This window comes from Sphingobacterium sp. SRCM116780 (assembly GCF_021442025.1).
Classification (GTDB): Bacteria; Bacteroidota; Bacteroidia; order Sphingobacteriales; family Sphingobacteriaceae; genus Sphingobacterium.
In genome coordinates this window covers 2,726,437-2,738,641 of the sequence record NZ_CP090446.1, presented here as the reverse complement: position 1 = coordinate 2,738,641, position 12,205 = coordinate 2,726,437, and the positions used below count along the sequence as shown (strand labels likewise).

Genomic DNA, 12,205 nt, shown 5'->3' with positions numbered 1-12,205 from the left:
CTTTTTCAAGTTCTTAATTATAGTATATATTATTTTTTATTTTGTTGTGCTTGACGCATCGCCTCTTCCATTCTAGATTGGAAAGTCGATTTCTTCTGCACTTTAGGATTCTTTTTATTGCTTTCCAATTTTGCTAAAATCTTATCATCATTAACCATTGAGCGGATGATCAATTGTGTCAAGAATGTTAGGATAGCACTTAGGAAGTAATAGTAGTTCAAACCAGCAGGGAAGCTGTTCAAGACAAAGAAGAAAATTAAAGGCATAATATAACCGATGTATTTCATTTGTCCTGTAGCACCTGAAGTCGAATTATTATACCAAGTTGTTAGCAATGTTGTCAAAGTCATCAACACACACATTAATGATACGTGATTCAACACACCAAAAATTGGAGCAAAAGAAAATAAAGTATCATACGTGGACATATCCTTCATGAACAAGAAACTTTCGCCTCTCAATTCGAATAAATTCGGAAAGAAATAGAAAAAGGCAATTGTAAATGGCATTTGCAAAACCAAAGGAAGACAACCTCCAAGGGGGTTTACACCAGCCGTTTTATACAATTTCATTTGTTCCTGTTGAAGCAATACAGCATTGTCTTCCCCAACTTTAGCTTTGATTTCATCTAACTGAGGTTTTAAAACACGCATTTTAGCCATAGATAGATATGATTTATATGTCAATGGTGACAATACTAATTTTAACAATAACGTTAAAATTAGGATGACAATACCATAACTCATATTAAATCCATCTAAGAAATCAAATACAGGTACCGTAATGAACTGGTTGATCCAACGCATTGGACCCCATCCCATATTGATAATCTTATGGAAATCATGACCTTCAGCTTTTAACGTTTTGTATTGATTCGGTCCAAAAAAGAAGCTTAAAGAATAATTGTTATCTCTTTGTGTTGCATAATCTAACTGAGCAGTAGAGCTATAAAGCTTAATAACACCCTCTTCCTTTGTTGATTTTACATCAACTTTAGTGGAGGTAAAGCCAGTTTTGCTAGAAAGAATATTAGAAAAATAGTGTTGTTTAAATGCAATCCATACTACCTTTTCTTTCAATTCTTTTTCCTCATCCTTAGCTTCGGATAAATGATCAACATTATCACCTTCTTTATAATAAATGGTAGATTTCTGACGTTCAGAGGCTATGTTTTGTTCCTTTTGAAGTAAGATAGTTTCCCAATCTAAATCAATTGATTTCTGATCAATTTTATTTTGGATACCTTTTGTATTGATATCCAGTCCAAGATTGTACCCATGACCTTTTAAAGTGTAAACATATTCAATATACTGATCAGCTCCATAATTCAATTTCAATTTGATTGATTTTGAATCTTCACCTGTGATTTTGACATCAGCGTCTTCAGATGTGAAATATAAATCGTTCGTATTGATCGCTTGACCAGCAACATTAAATTTTAATCCAAATTTGTTATCGTCTCCTTCAAATAACAGTAATGGCTTACCATTAAAATTTGTCTCACCTTTTAATTGTACAGATTTTACACGACCACCTTTAGAACTTATTTTAGCAATGATCTTATCATTTTCTAACGTGATAATTTTCTCAGTTCCAAATTTTGTCGCTCCAAAAGGAAGTTTTAAAGTCGCAGAATCAGCAGTCTGTGCTGGTTGCGTTGTTACGATCTGTCCATTTGTTTTCGTCGAGTCAGTTAAAGGTGCTAAACCTTTTTTAACACGCGCTAACGAATCCTGTAGAGCTTGTTCTTTCTTTATTTCTACGTCGGATGGTTTCATTAAATAAAATGAACCAGCTATGATTCCGAACATCAGAAGTAAACCAATAAGGGTATTTCTATCCATTTTTAAAAATTAAACTTACTTAATTGTTTCCTGCTTTTGTATCTTATTTTTCTTATTTGACAGAGCAGCGGCTACAAAGCTAACAAAAAGTGGGTGAGGATTTGCAACAGTTGACTTTAATTCTGGATGAAATTGTCCTGCAACGAAAAAAGGATGGTTTTTTAATTCCACAATTTCCACTAAACCTGAAGTTGGATTGATTCCTGAAGCAATCATACCAGCGGCTTCATACTGCTTTAAATAGTCATTATTGAATTCATAACGATGACGATGACGCTCCGTAATTCTAGTCTTTCCATAAATACTATATGCTTTTGTACCTTTTTTGACATCGCAGTCATAAGCACCTAAACGCATAGTACCTCCCATATTGGTAATATTTTTTTGATCCTCCATCAAATTGATTACTGGATTTAGGGTATCAGCATTCATTTCAACACTATTTGCATCTTTTAAACCTAATACGTTACGCCCAAATTCGATAACTGAACATTGCATTCCCAAACAGATACCAAAGAAAGGAATATTATTTTCGCGAACATATTTAATAGAAGCCAATTTTCCTTCTAAGCCACGTTCACCAAATCCAGGTGCAACAAGTACACCATCCATTTCTTTCAATTTATCTTGAACATTATCATCGTTCACACTCTCAGCAGCAATGTATGCTAATTTTACTTTACATTCATTAGTAGCGCCAGCGTGAATAAAACTTTCAACAATTGATTTATAAGCATCAGGTAATTCTACATATTTACCCACTAAACCAATGTTAACTTCATTTGTCGGATTTTTTAATTTACCTAAGAAAGCTTTCCAGCTGTCTAAATCAGGTTCGTTTTTATTCGAAAGTTTCAATTTAGCCAATACAGTTTTGTCTAACTGCTCTTTCAACATATTTAAAGGAACATCGTAAATGGTAGGAGCATCAATTGATTCTACTACTGCATTCAGGTTGACATTGCAAAACAAAGCCAATTTCTTACGAATTTCCTGCGTTAATTTATGTTCCGTACGACAAACTAAAATATCAGGTTGAATACCGTATTCCAATAATGTTTTAACAGAGTGTTGTGTAGGTTTAGTTTTCAATTCACCTGCAGCAGCTAAATAAGGAACTAATGTTAAGTGGATAACTACAGAATCATTTGTGCCTAATTCCCATCTCAATTGACGCACAGCCTCAATGAAAGGCAATGATTCAATATCACCAACAGTACCACCTAATTCTGTAATGACAATATCATATTGACCCGTTTGACCTAACAATTGCATCCGGTTCTTAATCTCATCTGTGATATGGGGAACAACTTGAACAGTTTTTCCTAAATAAGCACCTTCACGCTCTTTTTGGATAACAGATTGATAAATACGACCTGTAGTTACATTATTGGCTTGAGAAGTTGGAACATTTAAGAAACGTTCATAATAACCCAAATCAAGATCCGTTTCAGCGCCATCTTCAGTAACATAACACTCACCATGTTCATAGGGATTCAATGTTCCTGGGTCGATGTTAATGTAGGGGTCGAATTTTTGAATGGTTACTTTGTAGCCACGTGCTTGGAGAAGTTTAGCAAGAGAAGATGCAATAATACCCTTCCCTAACGACGAAGTAACGCCGCCCGTAACAAAAATATATTTAGTCATAACAATAATGGATTTCAAAATATAAGGTCTAAAGTGACCTAAATATCTGCTTTATGTACGGGATACAAAGATAAGAATATTTGTGGAAGACTAAGTTTTTTTTTGTTTTTAATTTTTACGATTTAAAATTTTTGAAGCATAAGATATTTAATTGCGACTTCAGTTAATTCAATTTTGATCTGAATTTCATGAAAAAATCTTCAAAATATTTTTTAGACAGATGCGCTGTGATGCATGTGCCCACAATGACAAGGACATAAAAAATAGTAAAACTGAGCCAAGGATCCAGATTTAATAAATATTTTTTTCCAAGATGGATAACCGCAAATATCACAATCATATGGTACATGTAAATACCATAAGAGATTTTACCTGCATAGTCAAGAAATGATCTATTAAAAAATGACTCTGAACTTAGTATAACACTGGAAAATAAAATCAGATTTAAAAAGAGAAAATTTAAGATGATATAAGAAAATAGCCAACTTTCAAAAATATCAAATCCAAGTAATGCATGAGCATATGCTCTGAAAAAGAAATAAACAAACAGTACAGTTGACAATAAGTAATTTAGAGGTGCATACTTTTTATACAATTGATGTATATCCATAGAGGTATTGTATAGAAAATAAGCTCCAAGTCCACCAATAGCCATGGATTCAAATGCAAATGTTTTAATCAGGTGTACAAGTAGATCGTTCACAATCATGTTGTTAAAACAAAGTGTTAACAGGATTATTTTGATCAAAAATATACCGATAATAAATGCCAGTTTATTATCTATCCATTTGAATAGAGGTGCCCAGATAATATAAAACCACTCTTCTACGCCAATTGACCAAAGCGGTTCCAATAAATGGGAGCCAAATTTAAAGGTTACTACACTAGGTAAGAATAGCAAGAATAAAAGCCATACTTGATCAACCTTATAGGGAAAAGTATACTTGATATGTAATACCTCAAATAAAAAAGGAAATAGCAGGATGCCAATAGTAACTAATAAAAAATAAAGAGGCCATATACGGATTACTCTTTTCAAATAGAAATTTGGAATAGATATCGTCTTTTTCTCAGCTTTCTCTTTTAGCAACAGATAGCTAATTAGAAAACCACTTAGAACAAAGAAAAATTTAACAGCAGTACTCCCGTTTTGAAAAAAACTTAAATGTTCATAACTAATAAAATCATTTTTCGCTCGAATTACCTCTCCATGATGAAAGATGACCAGTAATGCAGCAACAAATCTTAACGCATTCAGATTGGGAAAAAAGGATATATTCTTATACATTATTGCTTGTAAAAGTAATAATATTAGTTCTATTTTCTTTGGGTGTTTTGTTGAAGATTGAATATCATTTCAAATGACTATGGTTATTAAAATGAATATCCGAACCCATCTATAAATAATCTCCTCTTTTATGAGCTACTTGATAAATAATCAGCTTTTAATTTTAGTTAATCATAAAACCTTAATCTACGGATTGATCTCAAAATTACCCTTATTGTCTAAGTATACATACATTTTCTTTGATCGATGATCAACGATTTGCATATTATAATTCTTTTTATCCTGACTTAAGTTCAACGTGATCTGATAATTTTTTAGAATTGGATTTATATTTTCTTTAAACAGAGAAAGTTTTGATAGCTGGTTCGTGTACATACGATTCTCTTTATAAAATAATCGTTGTAAATAATGAATATTCCAAGCCAATTTTGTTATTTCATACGTCTCTGGTAAAGCAGGAGGTTGTTCCTGTGCATGTTCTACAAATTGTATATAACCCCATCTTTCAGGATAATGCATGTTGATTAGGCCTATTGGAGACCATACCCAATTGTCCTCTTCTAAAATCTTGTTATTCTTTGTTTTTCTGCGGTATTGATCGTTGATGACTTCATGTTGCCATTGTACACGGGAGAAGTTGCAAAGCCAGTAGTCATTAGGTTTAGGCATCATAGGTTTTCCAAATGCATAAATAGATTGATGTGGTATTGCAAACTCAACAGACCAGAACGAGTCGGTATCTTGTGGGTTGTTGAGTGAGCCATTAACATAGACTGCCGATTTAAGATTTTTTAGATCCCAATGTGTGATTGCTTCTCCACCAAATCGGTAAGGTTTTGTAAGCATAAGGTCGAATATGGTTTGAAGGGCATTAACTTCGACTTCGTAATATTCAGCTTGATGCAAATTTGGTTTTAGGAAAATCTCAAAGTCGTTGTTCAAATAGACAATTTCATCATGTTTCTTAATATCTGCCCAAATATGAGGATCATAAAGTTTCGCATAAACATATAAATAAGTCGAATCCCATAACATTTTCAGTTCTGTTTTATAAGCAGGTTGTTTGAAGTTTTTGCCTTGGATATCTTCAAAATTAGTGATTGTCTTTGCTTGTGCCCAGCTATTTTCATTATCCTTTCCATCAATTTGCAAGGTTTCATTCGTTTTAAGAACAGCGTAGGTTTTTGGTATCGATTGCAGCGCTAAAAATTCTTTGATAGAATTTTGACCATAGCTGATCGTATAGCAGCATGATAATATAAAGATAAAAATAGATTTGTTCATAAAAATAACTTTTCAGCCCATTAAGATAAACTAAAAAGATTTAGCATTAAAGTATATTTTGCCTTGTAAAGAAAATGTTGCTAAAGAGGGCGAAGGTATGTCAGCTTTTACTATTGCCTAAAATCTATATCAACTTCTAACCAACTTCTAACCAACTTCGGACTCTCTTCTAACTTCCAGTACTCTTCTACCGTCCTTTCTCCGCCTTTTTACCACAGTTGACTCGGGGAAAAGGCGGTGCAACAGCGGTAAAAGAGCGTTCCAGGTGTATTGAAACTTAGAAGATGGTTCGAAGAAAGTACGAAGAAGGTTAGAAAAAGGTATCCTTTCATCCATGTCTTAATTACTGAATTATCCTTGCAAGATTCGGATAGTTAAACGGTTAAATCCTTGTAAGTATAAAAAGTTATACGAACACAACTTTACATTTAGCGCAATAAAATAATTTGCACGCCTGAAATATTTCATTTACATTGGTTAAAAAATATAAAACGCTTATCTAACCAATCCTTTGATATTTATAATGCCAATATCAAAGTTAAATATGGTTGATTATGTATACAACATAAAATAAAACCTAAATAACTAAATCTAAAAAACCTAAACATTATTTGGCAAACTATTTTAACGGTCTAACTAAGAGGTATTCTAATTAAATAGTTCATGCAGACCACATAAATTAAAGTTTAAAATACCTTATTCACAAATTATAAATAATGAAAAATATAACCATTTTCTTAAGTGCATTATACATCAGTATTCAAGTAGGTAGTGCCCAAACTTCAAAACAGGAAATGTTTGACAATCCTGAAAAAACCGCAGGTGTGTACTATGCTTATCCAGAAAAGGAAATTTCACCTCAAGCACCTGTACCAAAGGGATATGAGCCATTTTATATCAGTCATTTTAGTCGCCATGGCTCCCGTTATTTAGTTAGTGACGATCAATATAAAGTGGTACTGGATCTGTTGCAGGATGCCGCTAATAACCATACATTGTCCGCGTTAGGAAAAGATGTATTCGAACGGTTGAAAAAAGTATGGCAGGAAGCTGAATTCAGGGGAGGAGATCTTTCTCCTTTGGGAGTCAGACAGCATAGGGGTATAGCCGAACGTATGTATACTAGATACCCTCAGATTTTCGTTGATAAGGCCGAAATTTCGGCTCAATCTACAACTGTTCTCCGTTGTGCATTAAGTATGGATGCCTTTAGCGAACGACTGAAGGAACTTAACCCGAAGTTGCTTATTTCAAGAGATGCGAGTATGAAATACCAACGTTATCTTAACTTTCATACCAATGAAGCGAATATGTTTAATTCTTCAAAATCTGACTGGAGAGCAGATTATGATAAATTTGAAAATAACCATATCAACCCAAGTCGAATGGTACACGCTCTTTTTACGGATAGCGTTTATATACAACAGCATGTAAATCAAAAGCAGCTGTTTGAAGGGATGTACGAAATTGCTGGTGATATGCAGAATATTGAAACTAAACTAAATTTTTATGATGTGTTTGAGAAACAAGAGCTTTTTGATTTATGGCAATGTCGCAATTATAAAAATTATGTAAGTGATGCAAATTCTGCATTAAATGGGGGGATAATGTTTGAGAATGCTAAACCAATTTTACGGGATATTCTGGAAAGAGCTGAAAAAACTATCTCCACCCATTCAAATGGCGCCGCATTTCGATTTGCTCACGATGGAAACATTATCCCATTAGCTATGCTTTTGCATTTGGAAGATACGTATAACAGTGTTTCCGAACCATCAGAATTTTATAAGGCGTGGAGTAATTTCAAGATCGCACCTATGGCCGCTAATATTCAGATTGTTTTCTTTAGAAAGCCAGGTTCCTCAGATATTATCGTAAAATTCTTACTTAACGAGAATGAAAAACTGATACCTCCAGTAAAGAGTGATATTTTGCCCTATTACCATTGGAAGGATATAGAAGCGTATTATAAATCACTATTAGGAAATAAGGTAAGCTTATAAGTTACAAAGCTTTGTGTCCAAGAGATGCAATGCGGCTTTGTTTTGAAAATTTTAAAATAAAAAAAGGCTTTTGAAATGAATCAAAGCCTTTTTTTATGCTTGCGTAGTCGTAATTAGATTCTTTTAGACTTAATACGAGCAGCTTTACCAGTAAGACCACGTAAATAAAATAATTTAGCGCGACGTACTTTACCGTAGCTGTTTACTACAATTTTTTCAATGTTAGGCGAATTTACAGGGAAAATACGTTCCACACCAATGCCATTTGAAATTTTGCGTACAGTGAAAGTTGAATTAACACCTTCGCTGTTCAATTGGAGAACCACACCTTGGTAAATTTGGATACGCTCTTTATTTCCTTCGCGAATTTTATAATGAACGCTTATGGTGTCTCCAGCTTTAAATGCGGGAACTTCATTTATGATTACCGCTTGTTCTTCTACAAATTTTACTAAATCCATGATTTTGAGTATTAAATACGATTATTAGCCTGTAAAAATCGGAATGCAATATTACAGCTTTTTTTTTACTTTAAGAAATACTTTTTTCAAAAAGTTTTATGCCGTCTTAGTTTGTTGCAAAGATAGACAATCCCTTTTGATTTTATAGAGGCTACTCTAGATATATTTTAAAAAGTTTTACACATCATAATAGGAGGATATTCATGTAATTATGATAATAGTTAGAGGTAATAATTTTATTTCTCATTAAATCAGAGGTTTATTGAATAAAGTGATTTTTATCCTTGATAAATATAAAAATCACTGTATATTTGCATCACAGTAAAACAAAAGGTGATACCTTTTTCGGGGTGTAGCGTAGCCCGGTATCGCGCCACATTTGGGATGTGGAGGTCGTAGGTTCGAATCCTGCCACCCCGACAATAAAATTGAAGCCCTCCGCATAGCGGAAGGCTTTTTTTGTGGATAGGATAGACCAAATTTATTTGTGATTGCCCTAGATCATGTTCAAAAGTTGCAACCTGTTTATTTCAACATATTAACTACAACCACAAACAATATTAAAGCGCCAATTAAAATAAGTCCAGCGAAATATGTTAAAGGTGTTTTAACATTACTTTTTTGAGCGTTGATGTAATTACGACTTTCTGGAGCAAGCTCATACGCGTTTAATATTTGTTTACAATGTGGGCATTGGGTCATCCCTTTTTTGCCAAATGGAAACATGGGTATCCAAAAGATATGGAAATAGCTAATGGTGTAAGCTAAATTTAATTTGCCAGTGTTGCAATGACCGCAAGTTTGCTCAGTATTGAATGCGGTTAAAAACTTATTTCTTGTTCCAAAAATGATCATATTGTTCTGTATTTGTAAGTGTTAAATTTTTTATTTTATCCAGTAATCTTATTGTTGTTGTTATTTCATTACATCATTATAGCTTTCTTTGCTAATTACTACGTTAGAGAATCGATGGTTAATGTGGCAATGAGTGCCAAGACTAAAATTTTTCGTTTTTAGATTGTTTTCATTAGTTATGAATTTTAATTTATAAAATGAAGCTTTAATAATCATTTTTTATGAACTAGCTCCAGCTATGATCAGCTGCTCTACAATCTCATTGTAGCCCTTTTCTGAAGCATAATGCAATGCTGAATGCTCGTCGTTGTCTTTTTCGTTTACACTGGCACCATGATCAACAAGTAAGGCGGTAATTTCATTAAACCCACAAATGGAAGCCACAATTAACGGGGTTTCGCCTTCATTGTTTTTGCTGTTCATGTCCATTCCTTTTTCGATAAGTAACTTGGCAATTTCCTTGTTTCCACGGCCACTGCTATAATGCAAAACCGAGTTGCCATCCAAGCGTTTCAATAACATATCGGCGTCGGCGTTGAGCAATTGCTCTGTAATTCGTAAATTATTTTGCATACAGGCCAAAACCAATGCACTATCGCCTTGGTCGTTTATAGCATTAATGTTAATGGTATTTATTTTCAATAATTCGCTAACCACCTCGGCTTCATTGTTCCAAACAGCTTGATGAAGCGCTGTGTTTCCAGTGCTATTTTTATCATCTGCCTCACCAACCAACAATGCAACGGTATCTCGTAAACCTCTGCTGGTGGCATAATCTAAAGCACTATGTCCGTCGTTATCTTTAATGGTTTTATCAGCACCTTTTGATAAGAGAAATTTGGTAAATTCAGTCCTTCCTTCGGCCAACGAATAAATCAGTGCGGTTTTGCCTGCTTTATCGGTTACATTAATATCGGCACCATTATTTAGCAAAATAGTCGCTATTTCTTTATTTCCGCTTTGTGAAACAATATGTAAAGGTGTAGCACTTTGGTTATTTGCCAGATTGATATCGGCTCCAGCCTCTACTAAAATTTTAACGATGTCTCTTGCACCTTTTTGGCACGAATAGAACAATGGCGTATTGCCCATCGCGTCGCGCTTATTGAGATTGATGTCGCCTTTTTTAAGCAAAGTTTGCACAATTGCTTTTTGGTTGTTTTTACAAGCGTTTAAAAAAATATTATCCATTTTATGTATAAGTAAATGTTTATTATTCTATTTTTTTGATTTACATTCTCTCTACCAACCAAGCAACTAATGGCTCATTATTTTGCACAACAGCATAATCCAAAGCAGATTTTCCAGCATTATCTTTAGCATCAATAAGCAGATTTCCAAATTCTACCAATAATTCGCAATAGGTTTTTGCTGCCGATTTATCCGAATTATTTACGGCATAAATCAGTGCTGTTTTTCCGTTTTTATCGCGCAATTCGGTAGATGCACTTTGCTCTAAAAGGGTAATTAGGTTTTTTTCACCTCTTTTGGTATCAGCTAAACACAAATACATCAATGCCGAAATGCCATCACGATTGGTTTTGTTAACATCAGCATTCGAATAAACTACTTCATCAATCAACACTGTTGTAATGGAATTACCGTTGTAAAGTTGCAGGTCGTCAGCATATTTAGCAGATACCGTTAAAAGCGTGTTTTCATCATCATCTAAAAGAGAATTGATATCGAAACCTGCATCGAGATAAGCGTTTAAAATCTTCGGAAAAACCTTATTTTGAAATTGGTCGAAATTGGTATTTACTCCTGAAACTGGTGTATACAAATACCTAAACGGATGCCAAGCTTTACTATCACGAAGTGTTGCATCGGCTCCGTTTTTCAATAACACATCTGTAACCTCAAAATAATGTTGCGTCATTGCGATAGCCAAAGGGGTCATTCCATTAAACTTATCACCTTCTTTATCGTAAGCCTCATTTAAATCTTCTCCTATTTGGATGAGAGCATTCAATGCTTCAAGGTCATTTTTGGCGCAAGCCTGATAAATATTCATTCCGCCCGCCTCAAAATACAGTGGTACGGTTTCCTGATTAGAGAAATCGACACCTTTTAAAATAGCCCCTATAGCTTTCGATTGATAATAAATGGCCACATCAATAGCTGTTTCACCTTCATTGTTTTTTTGATATGGATCGGCATTAAATTCCATCGCTGTTATAGCATAAGTAATAAATTGATTGAACCTTGCTTTATTTACATTGAAATGCCATTCCAATTCGGCTCTTTCTTGCGCCTGACGTGGGTTTTCAGCATCAAAATTTGAATCGTTTTGATGAATAAGTAAGCGTTCCATTGCAGTTTGGTAAGCTGAAACTGCATGAGACGAGTATTGTGCGATAATGTGTAACAAGGTATTGCCATTACGATCTGTAAAATCTGTTTTTGCACCTATTTCTGCGTAAGCCTGTAACATTTCAGTATATCCAACTCTAGAACTAAGCAGTAGGGCAGTGTCGCCATCATTGTTTTTGCGCAATGGACTAACTTTTGTTTCCAATAATTTTTTTGTGCACTCATAAACTCTTTGTTCGGCAATAAAATAATTATAGCCATGCTTAGGTTGAGCCAAAAGATGCAACAACGTATTTCCGTCTTGATCTTCTACGCCAGTGGTACGCCAACCTTTCGCAATCAAATAATCAATCATTTCTACATTGGCAAAACTGCATACTTGTTTCCAGATTTCTATTTGCTCGTTCTCTGTTTCATCTTCCAATAAATTTTTGTAAAGCTCGTTTATCTCTGAGTTTTCTTTTCCTTGCAAATAAGCCTGTTCAATCTGATATAAATTCATATTTC

General features: G+C 34.1%; 9 protein-coding genes and 1 tRNA gene. 2 read left to right on the top strand and 8 right to left on the bottom strand.

Going from position 1 to position 12,205, the window contains the following annotated elements:
- Positions 1-29: 29 nt before the first annotated feature.
- The 4 genes from yidC to LZQ00_RS11725 all read right to left on the bottom strand — a co-directional run bounded on the left by yidC (position 30) and on the right by LZQ00_RS11725 (position 6,066).
- Positions 30-1,844, bottom strand: coding sequence for a membrane protein insertase YidC (gene yidC / locus LZQ00_RS11740; protein WP_234509481.1), 1,815 nt, complete (start codon positions 1,842-1,844; stop codon positions 30-32).
- Positions 1,845-1,859: 15 nt separating this feature from the next.
- A complete protein-coding gene (locus tag LZQ00_RS11735; RefSeq protein WP_234509480.1) occupies positions 1,860-3,494 on the bottom strand; it encodes a CTP synthase in 1,635 nt (544 codons plus the stop codon).
- 163 nt (positions 3,495-3,657) lie between these two features.
- Positions 3,658-4,782, bottom strand: coding sequence for an acyltransferase family protein (locus LZQ00_RS11730; RefSeq protein WP_234509479.1), 1,125 nt, complete (start codon positions 4,780-4,782; stop codon positions 3,658-3,660).
- Positions 4,783-4,968: 186 nt separating this feature from the next.
- The gene (locus tag LZQ00_RS11725; RefSeq protein WP_234509478.1) at positions 4,969-6,066 is read right to left on the bottom strand and encodes a carbohydrate-binding family 9-like protein; all 1,098 of its coding nucleotides are present in this window, start codon (positions 6,064-6,066) and stop codon (positions 4,969-4,971) included.
- 716 nt (positions 6,067-6,782) lie between these two features.
- Between LZQ00_RS11725 and LZQ00_RS11720 the strand changes: the two genes are divergently transcribed.
- Positions 6,783-8,069, top strand: coding sequence for a histidine-type phosphatase (locus tag LZQ00_RS11720; protein ID WP_234509477.1), 1,287 nt, complete (start codon positions 6,783-6,785; stop codon positions 8,067-8,069).
- A gap of 113 nt (positions 8,070-8,182) precedes the next feature.
- Here LZQ00_RS11720 and rplS read toward each other — a convergent pair whose 3' ends face one another.
- A complete protein-coding gene (rplS, locus tag LZQ00_RS11715) occupies positions 8,183-8,530 on the bottom strand; it encodes a 50S ribosomal protein L19 (RefSeq protein WP_234509476.1) in 348 nt (115 codons plus the stop codon).
- A 346-nt stretch (positions 8,531-8,876) separates the two neighbouring features.
- Between rplS and LZQ00_RS11710 the strand changes: the two genes are divergently transcribed.
- Positions 8,877-8,950 (top strand) — tRNA-Pro (locus tag LZQ00_RS11710).
- 105 nt (positions 8,951-9,055) lie between these two features.
- Here the strand turns inward: LZQ00_RS11710 and LZQ00_RS11705 are convergent.
- The 3 genes from LZQ00_RS11705 to LZQ00_RS11695 all read right to left on the bottom strand — a co-directional run bounded on the left by LZQ00_RS11705 (position 9,056) and on the right by LZQ00_RS11695 (position 12,200).
- Positions 9,056-9,385, bottom strand: a complete 330-nt coding sequence (locus LZQ00_RS11705) for a zinc-ribbon domain-containing protein (RefSeq protein WP_234509475.1) — start codon at positions 9,383-9,385, stop codon at positions 9,056-9,058.
- Between the two features lie 219 nt (positions 9,386-9,604).
- Positions 9,605-10,576: an ankyrin repeat domain-containing protein gene (locus tag LZQ00_RS11700; RefSeq protein ID WP_234509474.1), complete on the bottom strand. Its 972-nt coding sequence runs from the start codon at positions 10,574-10,576 to the stop codon at positions 9,605-9,607.
- A gap of 40 nt (positions 10,577-10,616) precedes the next feature.
- Positions 10,617-12,200: an ankyrin repeat domain-containing protein gene (locus LZQ00_RS11695; protein WP_234509473.1), complete on the bottom strand. Its 1,584-nt coding sequence runs from the start codon at positions 12,198-12,200 to the stop codon at positions 10,617-10,619.
- Positions 12,201-12,205 lie beyond the last annotated feature (5 nt).

What these genes read in the sequence shown, in the direction of transcription:
- LZQ00_RS11700 (WP_234509474.1), bottom strand. Translation starts at nt 10,576, where the DNA reads ATGGATAATATTTTTTTAAACGCTTGTAAAAACAACCAAAAAGCAATT.
- LZQ00_RS11730 (WP_234509479.1), bottom strand. Translation starts at nt 4,782, where the DNA reads ATGTATAAGAATATATCCTTTTTTCCCAATCTGAATGCGTTAAGATTT.
- rplS (WP_234509476.1), bottom strand. Translation starts at nt 8,530, where the DNA reads ATGGATTTAGTAAAATTTGTAGAAGAACAAGCGGTAATCATAAATGAA.
- LZQ00_RS11695 (WP_234509473.1), bottom strand. Translation starts at nt 12,200, where the DNA reads ATGAATTTATATCAGATTGAACAGGCTTATTTGCAAGGAAAAGAAAAC.
- LZQ00_RS11735 (WP_234509480.1), bottom strand. Translation starts at nt 3,494, where the DNA reads ATGACTAAATATATTTTTGTTACGGGCGGCGTTACTTCGTCGTTAGGG.
- LZQ00_RS11725 (WP_234509478.1), bottom strand. Translation starts at nt 6,066, where the DNA reads ATGAACAAATCTATTTTTATCTTTATATTATCATGCTGCTATACGATC.
- LZQ00_RS11705 (WP_234509475.1), bottom strand. Translation starts at nt 9,385, where the DNA reads ATGATCATTTTTGGAACAAGAAATAAGTTTTTAACCGCATTCAATACT.
- LZQ00_RS11720 (WP_234509477.1), top strand. Translation starts at nt 6,783, where the DNA reads ATGAAAAATATAACCATTTTCTTAAGTGCATTATACATCAGTATTCAA.
- yidC (WP_234509481.1), bottom strand. Translation starts at nt 1,844, where the DNA reads ATGGATAGAAATACCCTTATTGGTTTACTTCTGATGTTCGGAATCATA.